16 protein-coding genes are annotated in these 16,231 nt (G+C 50.2%); 3 read left to right on the forward strand and 13 right to left on the reverse strand.

What is annotated here, in order from left to right:
* Nucleotides 1–15: 15 nt before the first annotated feature.
* On the forward strand, nucleotides 16–768 hold the full coding sequence (locus tag ACTRXD_RS15370) for an SDR family oxidoreductase (protein ID WP_442432664.1): 753 nt from the start codon (nucleotides 16–18) through the stop codon (nucleotides 766–768).
* Between the two features lie 94 nt (nucleotides 769–862).
* Here ACTRXD_RS15370 and ACTRXD_RS15375 read toward each other — a convergent pair whose 3' ends face one another.
* From ACTRXD_RS15375 to ACTRXD_RS15425, 11 genes are all read right to left on the reverse strand, one after another.
* Entirely contained in the window at nucleotides 863–2,014 is a 1,152-nt protein-coding gene (locus ACTRXD_RS15375; RefSeq protein WP_442432665.1) for a JmjC domain-containing protein, read from the reverse strand.
* A gap of 90 nt (nucleotides 2,015–2,104) precedes the next feature.
* Nucleotides 2,105–2,566 carry a GNAT family N-acetyltransferase gene (locus ACTRXD_RS15380; RefSeq protein ID WP_442432666.1) on the reverse strand — a complete coding sequence of 154 codons (462 nt, stop codon included), beginning with the start codon at nucleotides 2,564–2,566 and terminating at the stop codon, nucleotides 2,105–2,107.
* A 545-nt stretch (nucleotides 2,567–3,111) separates the two neighbouring features.
* Nucleotides 3,112–3,378: a PIN domain-containing protein gene (locus ACTRXD_RS15385; RefSeq protein WP_442432667.1), complete on the reverse strand. Its 267-nt coding sequence runs from the start codon at nucleotides 3,376–3,378 to the stop codon at nucleotides 3,112–3,114.
* A gap of 131 nt (nucleotides 3,379–3,509) precedes the next feature.
* On the reverse strand, nucleotides 3,510–4,754 hold the full coding sequence (locus ACTRXD_RS15390) for a DUF1015 domain-containing protein (protein ID WP_442432668.1): 1,245 nt from the start codon (nucleotides 4,752–4,754) through the stop codon (nucleotides 3,510–3,512).
* A 183-nt stretch (nucleotides 4,755–4,937) separates the two neighbouring features.
* Nucleotides 4,938–5,693, reverse strand: coding sequence for a cytochrome c biogenesis CcdA family protein (locus ACTRXD_RS15395; RefSeq protein ID WP_442432669.1), 756 nt, complete (start codon nucleotides 5,691–5,693; stop codon nucleotides 4,938–4,940).
* Nucleotides 5,694–5,736: 43 nt separating this feature from the next.
* Complete coding sequence (locus tag ACTRXD_RS15400; RefSeq protein WP_442432670.1) at nucleotides 5,737–6,330, reverse strand: TlpA family protein disulfide reductase; 594 nt, start codon at nucleotides 6,328–6,330, stop codon at nucleotides 5,737–5,739.
* Nucleotides 6,331–6,339: 9 nt separating this feature from the next.
* Nucleotides 6,340–6,816 (reverse strand): DsrE family protein, encoded by a 477-nt coding sequence (locus ACTRXD_RS15405; RefSeq protein WP_442432671.1) that lies wholly within the window; start codon nucleotides 6,814–6,816, stop codon nucleotides 6,340–6,342.
* 359 nt (nucleotides 6,817–7,175) lie between these two features.
* Nucleotides 7,176–7,832 (reverse strand): response regulator, encoded by a 657-nt coding sequence (locus ACTRXD_RS15410; protein WP_442432672.1) that lies wholly within the window; start codon nucleotides 7,830–7,832, stop codon nucleotides 7,176–7,178.
* Entirely contained in the window at nucleotides 7,819–9,261 is a 1,443-nt protein-coding gene (locus tag ACTRXD_RS15415) for a sensor histidine kinase (protein WP_442432673.1), read from the reverse strand. The genes ACTRXD_RS15410 and ACTRXD_RS15415 overlap by 14 nt, the downstream gene beginning before the upstream one ends.
* Nucleotides 9,262–9,787: 526 nt before the next feature.
* Entirely contained in the window at nucleotides 9,788–10,417 is a 630-nt protein-coding gene (locus tag ACTRXD_RS15420) for a hypothetical protein (RefSeq protein ID WP_442432674.1), read from the reverse strand.
* 807 nt (nucleotides 10,418–11,224) lie between these two features.
* Entirely contained in the window at nucleotides 11,225–13,051 is a 1,827-nt protein-coding gene (locus tag ACTRXD_RS15425; protein WP_442432675.1) for a sigma 54-interacting transcriptional regulator, read from the reverse strand.
* Between the two features lie 299 nt (nucleotides 13,052–13,350).
* Between ACTRXD_RS15425 and ACTRXD_RS15430 the strand changes: the two genes are divergently transcribed.
* A complete protein-coding gene (locus tag ACTRXD_RS15430) occupies nucleotides 13,351–14,325 on the forward strand; it encodes a multicopper oxidase domain-containing protein (protein WP_442432676.1) in 975 nt (324 codons plus the stop codon).
* 233 nt (nucleotides 14,326–14,558) lie between these two features.
* Here ACTRXD_RS15430 and ACTRXD_RS15435 read toward each other — a convergent pair whose 3' ends face one another.
* Nucleotides 14,559–14,918, reverse strand: coding sequence for a hypothetical protein (locus ACTRXD_RS15435; protein ID WP_442432677.1), 360 nt, complete (start codon nucleotides 14,916–14,918; stop codon nucleotides 14,559–14,561).
* Between the two features lie 254 nt (nucleotides 14,919–15,172).
* Here ACTRXD_RS15435 and ACTRXD_RS15440 point away from each other — a divergent pair, with 254 nt between their 5' ends.
* Nucleotides 15,173–15,583, forward strand: a complete 411-nt coding sequence (locus ACTRXD_RS15440) for a YbaN family protein (RefSeq protein ID WP_442432775.1) — start codon at nucleotides 15,173–15,175, stop codon at nucleotides 15,581–15,583.
* Here ACTRXD_RS15440 and elbB read toward each other — a convergent pair.
* Nucleotides 15,515–16,168 carry an isoprenoid biosynthesis glyoxalase ElbB gene (gene elbB / locus ACTRXD_RS15445; protein ID WP_442432678.1) on the reverse strand — a complete coding sequence of 218 codons (654 nt, stop codon included), beginning with the start codon at nucleotides 16,166–16,168 and terminating at the stop codon, nucleotides 15,515–15,517. The genes ACTRXD_RS15440 and elbB overlap by 69 nt on opposite strands.
* Between the last annotated feature and the right edge of the window lie 63 nt (nucleotides 16,169–16,231).

The raw sequence follows: 16,231 nt of genomic DNA on the forward strand, positions 1-16,231 counted from the left end.
GAAAGGAAAATTCCTATGTCTCAAAGACTCAAAGACAAAGTGGCCGTCATTACGGGTGGCAATAGTGGGATTGGTTTGGCCACAGCCAAATTATTTCAGGCTGAAGGGGCCAGGGTGATCATTACGGGAAGAAGGAAAGAGGCTGTGGAAGCGGCAGTGAAAGAAATCAGAGGAGCGAGTGCCGGCTTCGTATCTGATACCGGGAATCTCAATGACATCGCGGATTTGTATCAACAGATACACAAGACGGCGGGAAGGATCGATGTTCTCTTCCTCAATGCCGGCATGGCGATCTTTGGCCCCTTTGACACCGTAGACGAAGCCACATTCGATAGGATGGTCAATGTCAATTTCAAAGGCCTGTTCTTCAATATTCAAAAAGCCTCGCCGCTTCTGAACGAAGGAGCGTCGATTATTATCAATTCGTCCATCGCGGACCAGAAAGGGTTTCCCAATTCCAGTGTCTATGGCGCAACCAAAGCGGCCGTTCGGAATCTGGCCAGAACCTTGTCGACTGAATTTCTCGAGCGAAAAATCCGGGTGAACGCTCTGGCTCCTGGACCAATTGATACCCCTATTTTTGAGAAAGTGGGCGTTCCTGCAGAAGAAGTTCCAGGCATGAAAGCAAGCTTTGGTGACCAAAACCCCATGAAGCGAATGGGAAGCTCACATGAAGTTGCCACAGCCGCCCTATTTCTCGCATCAGATGATTCATCTTACATTACAGGGATTGACCTCACCGTGGATGGAGGCGCCACACAACTCTAATTTTTCACAGATGATGGCAGCCAACCAGGGGGGCGATCAGTTGCTTTCCCCTGAAAGGGAGCCTCTCACTCCAGGAAAGGTGGGCAAATACTTTTCAGGAAGAAAGATAAAGGCTGCCATGGCTCAACAAATCGAGGAGTAAGGAATCATGGCCTTCCGACGAAACGTAGTGCTCCGAACCAATTTGGCGTTCGGCGCACAAGGTTTTCACCAGATCCGTCATGAGCCCACTGCAGGTGTACTGACGTCCATCAACAAATAGCCAGATATTCTGTCCATGTTCATGAAACGCAAAACGTGAGCCTTCATTTCTGACAAGTTTTCCTCCCTCCAACAGATGGGTACGAACATCTTCCGGACGGTGTTCCTCCGGCGTCGTCTCCTCATCCTGGTATTTCGGAGAGGTCATATAACAACCAAACCATTGAGCCAGTTGGGCTTCATCCTCGACATACCGGGTGAAGATCCTTTGAACTTTTCTAACAGCCTCGGATGTAATCTGGCCGGGATTGGCTTGAGGAACCAGATCCGGATCCGCATAGCGAACCTCTTCGCTCACTGCTTCTCCAACAGACTCGGAATAATCGAGCAGGATATCCCGATGAGACGGCGCGCGAAATCCCACCGAACAGGTCATGCAATCCTCACTCACGGCTATCCCGTTATGTCCGACACGCGGGGGTACATAGAGCAAATCGCCCGGCTCTAATATCCACCGTTGCTCCGGCTTCCATTCGGACAGGATCTTGACCGGAACATCGGAACGACGAGGAGACGTTTCATCATAGACACCACCCACTTCCCACTGACGACGGCCACTGACCTGCACCAGAAACACATCATAATTATCATAATGGGGCCCGACACCACCTTTGTCGCCGGAATAGCTGATCATCAAATCATCAACCCGCCAACTGGGAATAAAATAAAATTGCGCAAGAAAGTCAGCGGCGGCCGGCACCCAATGATCCACAGCCTGGACCAACAAGGTCCAATGCGCGGCTGGCAGAGCGGAAAATGTCGCATCTGTAAACGGACCATGAGAGAGTTCCCATTGATCGCTTATGGGATCTTGAATGATCAGCCTCGATTCGACTTCTTCTTCGCAAGCGAGACCGGCCAATTCATCAGCCGCAATCGGCCGCTTGATCCCGGGCAAAGCCTGCCGAATCAACAACGGCTTCTTCTGCCAATATTCACCTAAAAATGTTTCAAGCGATAAATCGCCCAACGGTAAGTTTTTCATAAGGTACTATAATTACTGTCTTCATCCCCTCCCATTTTTAAGGGAAGGATAAAGGTGGGTAGACCGTTGAGAACCGCTTACATATAACGATTAACCCTCTTTCACCATTTCCACATGAGGGATCCCATCTTCGAGGTAGCCATCCGTCACTTGGAGAAATCCATACTGCGCATAAAATCGGTGAAGGTGGCTTTGTGCAGACATTTTTATAGGTATCTCTGGCCAACAAGCGGCTATGCTCTGCAAAGCTGTCTGTAATAATTGATGACCAATCCCCTGCTTACGAAAATCCGCCTTCACCACAAACCGCCCGAGATTCACCTCAGGATGACGGAGCCCAGGCGGGAGAATCCGCGCATAGGCAATCAGTTCTCCACCTTCATTGCGTCCAGAAATGTGCCTGGCCTCCGGGTGTCGGTCATACTCATCCAATTCCCGATAGGCACATTGTTGCTCCGCCACAAACACCTCCACGCGCAGCTTCAGCAGGTCATATAACTGATCCGATTCCAATTCTTGAAAAGTCTTAATGTTCCACTGAATATCGTTCATGAACCTCAAAATCTCATGGTACAACAGAAATTTTACTGACCGGGAACAAATCCTTTACCACTTTGCAATATGCTCCCTATACATTGAATAAAGACGATTTTACTTAGGGAGGCAACAATGATTGACAAGCTCCTCATCTCAGTAATTCATTTTTTATTATGCTCACGGATTTTTAAATTTTTCATGCCTAATATTCACGCCATTTTAATCCAATTAGTCTTTGCCAATAGTTATCCTTATCCACCACCACATTCTATCAGGGCAAATTCCATTCAAAATAATGTTGGTTCATTCCGGCTAAAGAAGCCTTTCCTCTCATACTCCCCAACCCGAGATTAAACTTAATAAGCTATATGAATGTGGAAGCACAATCGATTCAAGAGTGTGCGATTTCTACATTCGCCCTATCCTGTCAGATGTGGATGAAAAGGCCATCATGGAGATTGGGGTCAAACCGGATGCTTTTAGGGGCACAACGTGATCCGCATCTGCCACAGCCAACTGTTCCTCACCCATTGTCGGATATAACCAGAAGGCGACTCCATTTAAATATCATGCGTGATACTCGTTAATTGTATCGTTTGAGATTGGGCAATGAGCATACGATCATACCGGTCAGCATGGTGACGGGATAGGTTTCCGGCAACAAGGCCATGCCGGATTGAGTTTGGAAGGTGTTGAAAACTATTAGACTCTAGGACTTCTTCCAGTTCATCATGGACCTTGAGCTTTCTCGGTGCCGGATTAATGGAAATTTCCCATGCGGTGACGGCACTCACAAATATCGCATTTTCTCCATTCTTGACCGCCACAGCTGCTTTGGTGATGAATAACTTATGACCACTCAGCTACCAGAGCAAGACATGGGTATCTAATAAGAATTTCACCCAGCCTGGCCAACTCATGCATTGGCCGACTTCCCCTACCTGAGAGCTAATTTTTTTTAGTCGCGTAACATATGAATGAAGAGGCCATCACGGAGTTTGGGTTCAAACCATGTGCTTTTGGGAGGCATGACACGATGCGCATCAGCCACCGCCATCAATTCCTCAACCGTGGTCGGATACAACCAGAAGGCGACAGCCCAGTCTCCACTGTCCACCAAGGCTGCAAGTTGTTGGGTTCCGCGAATACCGCCCACAAAATCTATGCGTGGATCGGACCGTTGATCTTTGATGCCTAACAACGGATCCAAGACCCGTTCCGTCAATTCTGAAACGGCTAGCGCACGCACCGGGTCCTGCTGACTGTTCAACGACGGATTCTCTTTGGGTTTCGCGCGATGCCATTGCCCTTCCAGATACATATCGAAACCGGCGGCAGGTGGTTTGCCTGGTTGCGCGGTCACCTGCAATTCAAAGTGTGGAGATAATTTTTCGAGCAATTCTTGGGGGGTGAGCCCATTCAAATCCCGAACAACTCGATTGTAGGGAAGGATTTGTAATTGGTCATGTGGAAAGATGACTGCCAAAAAGCCTTCTTCATGCTTTCCAGCAGGCTGTGCGCCGGCCTGGCCACGGGACGCACGAACCCGACTTGCCGCAGCCGATCGATGATGCCCATCAGCGATATATAAGGCCGGGAGATCTTGAAAGTTTTTCATGACTTCTTGAATGGCCAGTGAATCTCGCACGCTCCAGACGGTGTGCTCGATCTTATCATGAGCAACAAAATGTACATCCGGCTTCGTACTCGTCACCTCTTTCAACCACTGATCAATTTTGGCCGTCTGGCGAAAAAAGAGCAAAACCGGCCCCGATTGCGATTCATGGGTTTCGATAATCCGCACCCGATCAGCTTCCTTGACCGGCCGGGTATATTCATGTTTTTTGATGATTCCCCGGTCGTATTCGTCGACGGATGCCAGTGCCACGATGCCGGTCTGCTCATGCTGACCCCACTTTTGTCGGTAGACTCCGAAGAGTGGTTGTGGCTCTTGGGCCAAGACTCCGTCCTTGATGAGCTTCCGGAGATTATCGTCCCCTCGTTGATAGACCTCGGCGGAATATGGGTCAACTCCATCACCAAGCTCAAGTTCGGCCCGACCAATGCGGAGGAAGCAATAGGGATTTCCATCCGCTAAATCACGCGCCTCTTGCAAGGAGACCACATCATAGGGAGGGGCCGCCACTTGACTAGCTAATTCAGATTTGGGCCTCACAGCTCGGAAGGGCGCAATTGTCGCCATACGGTCATTCTCCTTTTTAAATGGATCTTCAAAACTTTTGACATACACTACTGCACAGGTCCGCAAAGCGAAACCTCGCATTCATCTGTCACAAGGGTAATCGATATTATTGTGGCCGGGCAACGTATTTACGTAATTTGGCAGGAAAGGAATTGAAAACGAGAGACAGCAGCCAAGTAGAATCTATTGGCCGATATACCATCCAATCCCCGAGTGTTCCAAATAGCTCGTCAGGAGAAAGAATGAATTCGTATGGAGCAGTCCCCCGACTGTTACCAGTAGCAATCCACTCAGAACGGAAAGCGGCATCATAAAGGCTCGTATCCCCCGGAAGGGGGTTAAAAATCGATCGAGACACACAGCCGTGACAAGCAGTGGAAGCCCCATCCCAATTGAGTAAAACACCAGGAGGGCCAACCCATCAATAGCGGTATCGGTGGTCCCGGCAGACAGGAAGATAGACGCGAGTATGGGACCCACGCATGGGGTCCAACCTGCGGCAAAGGTGGCCCCGATGAGAAACGAGCCAAGATAGCCTACCGGACGGCTCCGAAAATGGAGCCGCCGTTCTTGAGACACAAAGCCAAAGTTGAACAGCCCCAATACATACAGACCAAACAGGATAACCAGCCCTCCACCGAACTTTCGCAGATAGTCCTGATAGTTGAACAACCATTGATCGACCAAACCGGCTGAGAGGCCAAACGCGATGAAGACGACGGAAAAGCCTCCAATGAACCATAAGGAATTGAACATAATCGTTTTGCGAACGCTGTGCCGTGCCGATGTATCCCGGAGCTGATCAATGGAAAGTCCCGTTATATATGAAACGTAGGACGGCACCAGAGGAAGCACACAAGGGGAAACGACTGACAAGAGCCCGGCTCCAAACGCCGCAGACAAGGTCACCTGATAAATGTGTGTACCGGACTCCACCATGAGTATTCTATCCCTGAGGGATCGATTCGTCCCGGTTGAACATTTATTGTTTCAAACTCTTGAGAAACTCCTGGTACTGGGGATTCCGGTTGATCCCTGCACCACGGTGAGCAAGGATCATTTCTCCTTGTGCGTCCACCACCACAAATGTCGGGGTGACATTGACACCGAAAGCCTGCGCCATCTCATTATCCTGATCATAGGCGGTGGGAAAGATAAAGGTGTCAGGGTTGGCTGTGACATACTCCTCCACATGAGCCAGACTGTCCGAGAAGGCCACAGTCAAAACCTGAAGTTGGTCTGGTTTGTTTCCCTGATAAAATTTCGCGAGAATCGGCAATTCCATTTGGCAATACCGACACCATGGCGCCCAAAAGACGAGAAGCGTCGGCCGCCCCTGTAATGAATTTTTGCTGTACGTATGGCCGTCAAATGCCCGGAGCTGAAATTCCGGAGCCGGGACGGATGAAGCCGCAGGAACCGGCAAGGCTCCAAAAAGCAGACTCAGGCCGACCATCATGAACCCGGCAACGGCGCTTCTGATTACCGAGAACCGTCCTCCCCGGTGGAAGCCTGGGAGGCTCCCACCGAATGTAGCTCTTTTTTGGCTCGTCCATTTATAAAGCTCATTCCGCATATTGGCTCCTTACGGTTTGATATACACATATCCTGCGCGTTGAAGGTCGGCAATTCGCTTCACAGCAACCGGATGTTCGGTGGGTGTAAACCCGGCGAGTAATTTTTCCAGCGGTGTCCCATAAAGTTTCATCGAGACCTGACACATTTCAGCCTTGATCCCTTGGTCAATCACCGCCTTCAATTTATCTTTCAACTCCTGATCGACCGTGTCGCTTTCAAACAATTTCAGGGCCGGCCCATGCACGACTAGCACCAGGTCGATCTTGTCGGGCCCGCCTTCAGCCTCAATGTGTTTATTGATCAATGCCAATGCATACTTGGCAAGAGCCGGGTCGTTACTATCCAGGTGATACAACACCTTCACGTTGTCCTGGCCCGGTGTCTTATCTGCCAAAACCAAGCCGGGACTCAGAATAAATCCGTACACGCAAGCAAACACCAACGCCGAGAGCACCAAGAATGGCTTAGGAATGAAATTCAACATGACGGCCTCCTTTAATTGAACAGTGGATGAAAACAGGCTCCGTGTCGGAGTCTTCATCGTCTGAGGCTATTGTGTATGAATTAAGAGGAAAGCGGTAGGTGCGAACACCAGGAGCCGGGCAACTATTTTTCCCGTATGCGAATAGGGGTAATCGCCCCTAATGGGAGTATTGAAAAATGCCGCCAGCGGCGTTCTCGCCGCCTGGCCGTGCTCACGTACTCCTCCGTACGCTCCGCCCGTCCAATCGGCTGCGACCTTGCTGGACGAGCCTTTTTGAACACTCCCTCATTTTTCCGGTGTAGGTTTCAGGAACTTATTTGCTAATGAAAAGGCAATACATTTGAAATATTTAACATTCCTTATTGGGAAAATCGGCGGACGAACTCTGCCGCAGCTTGAGAACGGCGGGTCACCTGCAGTTTTTGGAAAATATTTTCAAGGTAATGGCCGACGGTTTTATCGCTCAGGTCGAGTGCTACGGCAATTTCCTTATTGGTTTTTCCTTCGGCCACCAGGGTCAACACCTTCAATTCCTGAGGGGCCAACGATTCTTTTTTGCCATCAGAAGAGATAGAGAGATGCTGCATCTTGGTGAGAACCCGTTGTGTGATCGCAGGATCAAGAATAGACTGACCGGCAGCCACCGTTGTTACCGCACGGACTAATTCCTCCCCGCTGATTTCTTTCAAGAGAAAGCCCTTGGCTCCTGCCATGATGGTCGCCATGACCGCCTCCTCGTCGGCAAAGGACGTCAAAAACAACACCCGGATTTCGGGAGATGCATTCCGAATCTCACGGCAGGCCTCAACACCGCTCCCGTCCGGAAGACGAACATCCATGAGCACCACATCTGGCTGAAGACGGTCGGCTTCGGACACCGCCGCGTCCCTGGTCCCCGCTTCACCCACCACCTGAATGTTGGCGGTTTCGGTAAAAAGTGTTTTCAGGCCCAGGCGAAGCACCTCGTGATCATCGACCAGTAAGAGACGGATAGGGTTTGTGTTACGCCTGGGCATGGCTCCCTTTCTTTGCAATCTCAAAAAGAATTCGAGTCCCACGGTGAGGTTTCGACCATACCTGAAAATGCGCACCCAACCGTTTCGCGCGTGCGGCCATATTTTTCAATCCGTGGACTCCCTCATGGGTATTTTCAAGATCAAACCCCAGACCATCATCCATCACTTCCAAACACACAGTCCCCTCACGCACTTGAAGGGATACCGTACCTGACGTAGCGCATGAATGTCGCACACTGTTGCTGATGGATTCTTTCACCACATACAGCAGATGAGTGGCTTCCTCCGGCGTGAGCAGATCAGCGGCTTCCTGATCGATTTGCAGGGAAAATGGCAATTTCTGTGATTTTTCCACCGTCTGCACAAGGGTGCGCATCTCTTCAACCCATTGCCGCCCATTCATGCATTCCGGTTCAAGACCGCTAATATGTCTGCGCAGGTCTTGAATCACGAATTTGAGTTCCATCAAGACATCGCTGATACCGGTGAGAGCTTCTTGAGGATTCTGTGGAATGAGCCGCTGGCACCGTTCCAAATTCAGCTTTAAGGCAAAGGTCGATTGAATGACACCGTCATGAAGATCCTGGGCCAGACGCTCCCGAGCTTCCAAGACTGTCCGAAGCTGTCGTTCACTCTGCCGACTGGATTGCTCAGCGTGTTTGGTCTGGATCAATGATGTCCGTAAATCCGAGACGGCGGCCAGATACCCTCGCCCGACATACCCCAGAACGAAGAAATACGCCAGCAACCGGTGGAAATGCCAGAACCACCATCGACTGCCCCAAATCACGGAATAGGTAAACATCAATTCCGCAAATCCGAACATAAGGGCCAATGAGGCAAACAGAATATCTTCGGATCGACCCGAGGTTCGATAATTCAAAAAGAAGTGAAGCGATGCGGCAAAAAACAGCATGCTCGCAAAACTTTTTGGAGCAACGGCGGTTGGCGTGAAGGCCCCTTCACGAACCATCGTCGGTACATATTGCGGAAATCCAATCGTCCATAAGCCAAGGGCAAGGGCCACGCCGGTCATCACACACGGCATCCATTTAATCGTTGAGTGATGTTTCCCTGATGCAGAGAGCCACATCAGCCCGAATCCCAAGCCTCCCAACAAGCTCGCAAGGCTCCGCAATAACACAAATCCATTCCCTGGTACTGATACCGCGTGAAAGATTTCAAGAATCCCCATCCCGAGAAAGCCACCGGCGAGGGGAAAGAATTTCTGCCTGGTAGGGTCAGCAGTTCTTTGAAGTAGCACAATTCCCATGGAAATGGCGGCCAATCCACCGACGGTTTCCAATGTGGAATGGAGGGGCTCATGAGCCCAACGCCACCCTGGTAAAACTTCAGGTAAAATGACGCCGATGGCCAATGTGGCCATGCTGCCCCCACCAATTCCGACATATAGAAAGAAAGGTTTCATGGTTCGATTTCCGCATTCATTCTTACAATCAACATGAAGTGGTGTCTAGCCCGGCTGGCACAGGCGCATCCTGTCTATTCTTATTGGTTCGCAGGCGAGGCTGGCGTTCGAGCCACATCAAGGTTGGGATTTGGGAATAAACGGAGGGGAAATAGTTATGGACCATGCACCATGGTCGGAGTTGATAGTCCGGACGGCAATCAGATCGGGAAACAGCGGGTGATCAACCATGGCATATCCAGGGAATGGCGGAAGTCGGGCAGGGCGGACGACTCGACACCCACCTGCACTTACCAATCCCTTTGCCACGTGCATATCAAAGGGAGTCTGGTTTCAGACTTTCCCACACAGATGGAGTGTTCCTTGCTTATTCAAAACAAAAACCTGTCAGTCGATAAATGTGTTCTCCTCCGGAACCTTTCCGTAATGGTATGTCAGAATTAATTCACTCCTCCAATAGGAAAATGAACTCGAGGCAATTGTCCTGACGCCCCCCATTAGACCGAAGATACAAAGGTTTGCCCAATTACCCGTCAGGATATTCGAAACGCAATCCCAGTCCGCGAATTTCAAGGAAGTGACCTTTGGCAGCTCGCGCGGTAATCAACAGCGAAATTCCCACGCCAAAAAAAATTGGAGTGGGAATAAGGGTTCTGGTATATAGCCTGGTCGGAACTTTAATCGGTATCCTGTTACGGTTGGTGGTGCGTCCCGAAATCCCGGCGTTTGAACCGAGCCGAGGGGCCACAAATTGGTTATCGGCGAAAATCCGCCGATTTCCATCCCAGACGTGAGCCCGTTTAATGTTCAAGGTTCTGGTATTGCTGGTCTCATAATTAACAAACAATTGCCGGGCTTGTGTGGGTTCGAGCCCGGGAACTATTTGAGTTGGAATGGCGAAGTGACACCAAAAGCTTCCCGATTTTGGTTTGTCCTTGCTCCCGGAATCAAAGACTACGAAACGAGAAGCCCAGCCGACCCGAACACAGGCGACAGCACCATGGGTACCGAGATGAATAATGTCTCCGGTTTCATTAATATCTACCCCCTGATTCTTTAACGCTCTCTTTACACCCGCTTTATTGGTCACACTGGGTGAACCAACTCGTTCAAGTAATACGCTGTGTCCATGGACCCAAGAATCATACACGCTCATTGTGTTTTCTCCTTTCAATGGTAATTGAGAACGAATTCACCACAGTATTCCCGAATTAATATTTCGTCCATTAAATTACCTATTGCCAAAAAATTGGGCTAGCCCATCACAATGTTTATGACGTCAACGGTTCTCTCATCCCAAATGAAAAGATTCCTCTTTTGGACCCACAGACGGCCAAGTGGTCAAAAGCAAGGTCCCTGGCAGGATGGCTTTGAGAAATATGCTCATCTCTCTCACCAACAAGGTATGCAAGAAGTGGTGAATAAACGAATTGGAAGAGTAGGGCGCCTTGAGTTGAAGGAGTCATGTCCAGGCATCGCCTCAACCGAAAAAAAGACGTCACAGCCAAAAAAGATTAGCAGGACAGGGAAAACAAGTCGAGAGAAGGGATTCGTATAGTGGTGACTCTCAATCCGTAATGCGTATGCACACAGGTTGTTGGAGGCGTGAGGAGTTGAGGAAGACCTAAGCCCCGGTGTGGTTTTCTGAATGGCACAATTGACTGCGGCGAAACAATAGCCTTACCTATGATGTCCACTTGGTCCATACACCCAGGCCCCTCAATTGAGGCGATTTATCTGTCTGAAAATCGATTTCCATATGCTCGGCAACCGGCTCGAATTGGACCAAGACCTCATCAAGCATGGCAAGGGATTCACGTTGGAATGGCTTTCCTCACTGTTTTGTTCCTACATAGTCGGTACGTGCCTGCTTTATGGAAGCCGGAAGGTTCCCTACCATACGCAGAGAATTGGAGGCGATTATCTTCCTGTCTAAAAATGTCTCTCTATTTCCGTTTCGACGTCATCCTAGTTTTTTGATGCCCATTTTTTTGATGCGGGCAACCAAGGTCGTGGGTTTGATACCCAGTCGTTCAGCCGCGCCGCCTTTTCCATAAATTTTCCATTCCGCCTGTTCAAGGGCCGCCAAGGTATTCTCCCGTTCCCGAAGACGCATTTCCCGTTCCGTCATTACACTCCGTGCCATGAGAGACGCATGGGACTCCTGAGCCTGCGAAGAAGCTCGTCCTCCTCCCGGCTGAGGGATATCGAATGCTAATCCCTGTCGTTCGGAAAGAATCAGACCCCGCTCAATGACGTTTTGCAACTCCCGAACATTTCCCGGCCAATTATAACGTTGTAATTGCCCCACGAGGGCTTTCGTCAGCTTCGGTTGCGCACAGTGGAGCTTCTTTGATGTGACCCCGAGAAGATACTCGGCTAAGAGCGGAATATCTTCCTTCCGTTCGCGAAGCGGGGACATTTCAAGCGGGAAAACATTGAGGCGATAATACAGATCCTGCCGAAATCGACCGTTTTCCACTTCCTGTTTTAAGTCCTTGTTGGTCGCAGCGATCACTCTGACGTCCACATGACGAGTGCGTTCCTCGCCCACGCGTTCAAATTGCTGCTCCTGCAAGACCCGCAGAAATTTGCTTTGAAGGTCCAGGGGAATTTCGCCGACCTCATCCAGAAACAAAGTTCCCCCATCCGCCGCCCCAAAACGCCCGGCCCGATCTTTGACCGCGCCGGTAAATGCCCCTTTCACGTGGCCGAAAAACTCACTTTCAAACAGGTCCCGCGGAATGGAGGCACAATTCACGCGGATTAACGGCCGGTCTTTCCGTTGACTGCGCTTATGAATTTCCCTGGCAACTAATTCTTTCCCCGTTCCAGATTCCCCGAGAATCAGCACGGTAGCCTCCGTGGGTGCCACGAGAGCGATTTGACGGATCACGTTGTGCAGGGCCGGGCTCTGTCCTACGAGATCCCCGAAGGCCCCGGCTTCGAGGACTTCTTCCTGTAAGTACCGGTTTTCCGCTTGCAAGCGGTTTTGCCGTTCCAAAAGGGCTTCTGCCTGTTTTCGTCCGCTAATATCAACCAGAAATCCCTGATACCACTGCACGGCTCCTTCCGCGTTGCGGATCACCCGGGCATTTTCTGAAATCCAGATTGGTGTGCCGTCTGCCCGATAGACCTGCGACTCAAAATCCGTGATGACATCCTGGTGCTCCAGCAACCGGCAAAACTCCTCCCGCTTCCTTGGCTCGACATAGAGTTGAGAACCGATATCCTTGACGGTTTCCATCAGGGCTTGGGGGGAGTCGTACCCCAACAAATGACTAAGGGCCGCATTGGCATTGAGAAAGGCACCGGCAGGTGTCGCCTGGTAGATCCCCTCCACCGCCTGATTAAAAATGGCGCGATATTTTTCTTCCGATCGCTGAAGGGCTTCTTCGGCTTCTTTTCGCTGAGAAATATCTCGAATGATTCCGCTGAAAAAGAGCCGCTCCTCTTCTTTCCAGGCCGAAAGCGTGAGTTCGAGTGGGAATTCTTCTCCGGTTCTTCGCAAACCACTCAGTTCCACGGTCTCTCCGAGAATTCGCGTTTCTCCCCTGGTGCTGTATCGCTCAAGCCCGGCTTGATGCGCCGGTCGGTAGCGATCCGGCATGAGCATGATGAGCGGCTGGCCGACGGTCTCCTCGCTTTCATAGCCGAAGATGTCTTTGGCCCCCTTATTCCAAAACAGGATGGTCCCTGATTGATCGGCGATAATAATGGCATCGTGCGATGACTGGGCTACGGCCCGAAACCGCATCTCTGCCAGGTAACCGTCCTTGGTATTGGTCATCGGCTCGATTGCCCCCATAAGGGTGTGGAAAAATGAAAAAACATGCTGGATTGTTGTTCCTCTCACATTAAACAATATTTTGCTGCCATACAGCAAAATATTGTTGATAAACAAAATATTGTTGAAACCATCTTGAAATACATGCAATTAATTATTTAAAAATCAACATGTTATAAATTACTTATGTTTGGCACAGTATCTGCTTATAAAAATAAGCAGGATATGTTGCATCTGTTGGCAAATATAGCCAGGCATAACTCGCATTAATCACATTTATGTTTGTTGGAAAGGATGAAAGAATGAAGAATCGACATTCAGGCCGAATAGGGTTGGGAATTGCGCTCGTGGTAATGACCGGAAGTCTTTTTACATTGGCCTCACAAGTCGAGGCTAAAAAGGTAAAGGTGGAACTCACCGCCGTGGAAACGGAAGTCGTCATTGACGGTAAAGGCACCACATATAAAGCTTGGACCTTTAACGGTCAGGTTCCGGGTCCCGTCGTCCGCGTGACTGAGGGTGACCAGGTGCATTTCATCCTCAAAAACCACGAGAACAATAGTCGCCCACATTCCATGGACTTTCATGCAGCGGAAACGGATTTCCTCGCGAATTATCGTGACGTGAACCCTGGAGAGTCTCTGGAATATGTCTGGGAAGCGAAACGGCCAGGCGTCTTTGCCTACCACTGCGGCGCGTTTCCGATGATTCAACATATTGCCCGTGGCATGTTCGGAGCAGTCATTGTGGACCCCAAAGATGCGAGTGCAATGCCAAAGGCTGACCGGGAATATGTGCTGGTGCAATCGGAGTTATTCACAAAAGATCCTGATGACGTCGCGGCGATGATGGACGCGAAAAATGACCATGTCGTCTTCAACGGCGGGATATTTAAGTATGATCCCGTTCATGCAGCAAAGGGAGGAGAGTTTCTCACCGCCAAGCCGGGTGACCGGGTACGGTTTTACTTCGTCAACATCGGGCCGAATAATTTTTCCTCACTTCATCCGATTGCAGAAATCTGGGACGATGTCTGGCCCAGCGGAAATCCGGCCAATCGCATGCAAGGGGTGCAAACCCAGGTGATCGGTGCGGCAGATGGAGCCATTCTGGATGTCGTGGTGGAACAAAAAGGAGTCTACCCGATCGTCACCCACTCACTGAAGGATGCGCTCACGGGAGCCATTGCTCTTCTTGAAGTGAGTGATGAAGCTAAGGATCTGGCGCTAATGCCTTCGGTAGGTCCCAAAGCCACGGAAAAAATTGCCAAAAAGTAAGTCAAGGGCATTCTACTCGACCCGACCATCTCTTCGTGGGAGGCATCGTCATCGCCTCCCACGAAGAACCGGATTCTCCCCCACCCTCCATTCACGTTCTTTGGATTTTTCTGCCAAAATAACGGTGCCCTTTAGGGCGTCCCTTGAGAACGCTACTCCAAAATGCCCCGTACGTTTTCCTTAAAATTGCCTTTTGGCTCTAGACCCGGACAAGAGAGAACTTCTTACCAGTCTCAGTTCTCCATCATCTCGAGCCGGGTATCGAACTCATGCCCACATTGGACACATCGGATACAATCGGATTCCACCAACGGTTCGTCATCCCGGATACCCATTCCCCCACAATCCGGACATCGGGCTAAATGGACTTTTTGATCGTCGACGGTTTCGAATTGCGTTCCGTGGAGGCAAAACACGGGGTGCCCATCAAGAGCCCATGGCTTCCCCGCCTTATCAATAACCGGCAGGACCAGATAATGTTGCGCCACATAGGCCTCCTGCTCGGTTCGCGTCGGAAGACCGTCTTGAACAAGTTTGCCGGTTTTAACCTCGTAAAGTGCACCTTCCTTAGGAATAACTTTTGTAGGTCCCATCTTCACCTCCTTTACATGTGAACATACCGTTTTGAAATCAGGTTGCCTCTTGCGACGACAACTCGTGTTGTGGTCGTACAAGCGCGAAGCAAAGTCATCGTTGACAGACCATCACGTTCATCCCAAATGCCTCTTTCAATTTTTCGCTGAATGAAGCCGATAACATTCACAAGAAATCACAAGAAAATTTCGCCGGTCATGACTCATCCCCATTAGGGTTCAAAAGCATGCCAGCCCTGGCCGTAAGATTTATGATGTTGGTCATAGGGTGGGTCAGTCTTGCTCTCGGAATTTTGGGGATATTTTTCCCACTCCTGCCCACCATGCCATTTGTCCTGCTTGCCGCCTCGTGCTTCTCCAAAAGCTCCCCTCGTCTGCACTCATGGCTGCTCAGTCAACCGCTGTTGGGCCCGATGATTCAGAATTGGCACCATGAAGGCAGTATCAGTCAGAACACGAAAGTCACGGCAACGGTTTTCATGATTGGACTTTTCGGGTGCTCCCTCTTGTCCTTTTCTTTTTCGGCTCTCCTCACAATTTTTCTTGTCTGCATTGGCACCGGAGTCTTACTGTTTATCTGGACTCGACCCATGTCTTCAGGCCATCTTCATCAATTCAGCAATCGCCCCACTGACACCGGCAAAAATCTGGTGGGGCCTGGCTGATCCATACATATAGGCGGGCGTGGTGATGACTTTATTGCTGTGATCCACGACATAGTGTTCCACTGCGCAATTCTGATGTTTGGCACCGGTTTTTTCTAACTCAGATGCGGTTCCGGCGTCTTCTCCAATGGTCACATTGACGCCATTTTTCCCAAAAGCCAATGCCATGATCGCCGGCGCGATACAAATGGCCGCAATAGGTTTATGACTGTCACTAAATTCTTTCACGATTCTGGCCACCTGTGGATCAATGTGCCCACCGCTCCCCTTTTCTCCAAAATCACAGAGATGCAACGCGGCTCCAAAACCTCCAGGAAAAGCCAAGGCATCGAAATCCTTCGCTTTGAGTTGTTCTAACGGCTGAATCTCGCCGCGAGCAATCCGAGCCGCCTCCTGCAAGACATTTCGTTTCTGTCCGGTGGGTTTTTGAGTGAGGTGATTCGTTTCCTCAACATCTTTATTCGGGGCAAACACCTCATATGCCGCTCCGTTTTGGCCGATGGCAATGAGCGTGCTAATGGCTTCGGTAATTTCAGCTCCATCTAAAAACCCACAACCCGAAAGGATCACGGCTACTTTTTTCATAATTTCCTCCTTTTCCCTGAAGACCAAAGAAAGGACAGCCTTTCCAACCCGGACTGTCCCGTT

It is taken from the genome of Nitrospira sp. T9 (assembly GCF_052156535.1).
Lineage (GTDB): Bacteria > Nitrospirota > Nitrospiria > Nitrospirales > UBA8639 > Nitrospira_E.

Bases quoted from the DNA above. Each gene is read 5' to 3' on its own strand.
- ACTRXD_RS15370 (WP_442432664.1), top strand. From the start codon at position 16: ATGTCTCAAAGACTCAAAGACAAAGTGGCCGTCATTACGGGTGGCAAT.
- ACTRXD_RS15375 (WP_442432665.1), bottom strand. From the start codon at position 2,014: ATGAAAAACTTACCGTTGGGCGATTTATCGCTTGAAACATTTTTAGGT.
- ACTRXD_RS15380 (WP_442432666.1), bottom strand. From the start codon at position 2,566: ATGAACGATATTCAGTGGAACATTAAGACTTTTCAAGAATTGGAATCG.
- ACTRXD_RS15390 (WP_442432668.1), bottom strand. From the start codon at position 4,754: ATGGCGACAATTGCGCCCTTCCGAGCTGTGAGGCCCAAATCTGAATTA.
- ACTRXD_RS15395 (WP_442432669.1), bottom strand. From the start codon at position 5,693: ATGGTGGAGTCCGGTACACACATTTATCAGGTGACCTTGTCTGCGGCG.
- ACTRXD_RS15400 (WP_442432670.1), bottom strand. From the start codon at position 6,330: ATGCGGAATGAGCTTTATAAATGGACGAGCCAAAAAAGAGCTACATTC.
- ACTRXD_RS15405 (WP_442432671.1), bottom strand. From the start codon at position 6,816: ATGTTGAATTTCATTCCTAAGCCATTCTTGGTGCTCTCGGCGTTGGTG.
- ACTRXD_RS15410 (WP_442432672.1), bottom strand. From the start codon at position 7,832: ATGCCCAGGCGTAACACAAACCCTATCCGTCTCTTACTGGTCGATGAT.
- ACTRXD_RS15415 (WP_442432673.1), bottom strand. From the start codon at position 9,261: ATGAAACCTTTCTTTCTATATGTCGGAATTGGTGGGGGCAGCATGGCC.
- ACTRXD_RS15420 (WP_442432674.1), bottom strand. From the start codon at position 10,417: ATGAGCGTGTATGATTCTTGGGTCCATGGACACAGCGTATTACTTGAA.
- ACTRXD_RS15425 (WP_442432675.1), bottom strand. From the start codon at position 13,051: ATGACCAATACCAAGGACGGTTACCTGGCAGAGATGCGGTTTCGGGCC.
- ACTRXD_RS15430 (WP_442432676.1), top strand. From the start codon at position 13,351: ATGAAGAATCGACATTCAGGCCGAATAGGGTTGGGAATTGCGCTCGTG.
- ACTRXD_RS15435 (WP_442432677.1), bottom strand. From the start codon at position 14,918: ATGGGACCTACAAAAGTTATTCCTAAGGAAGGTGCACTTTACGAGGTT.
- ACTRXD_RS15440 (WP_442432775.1), top strand. From the start codon at position 15,173: ATGTTGGTCATAGGGTGGGTCAGTCTTGCTCTCGGAATTTTGGGGATA.
- elbB (WP_442432678.1), bottom strand. From the start codon at position 16,168: ATGAAAAAAGTAGCCGTGATCCTTTCGGGTTGTGGGTTTTTAGATGGA.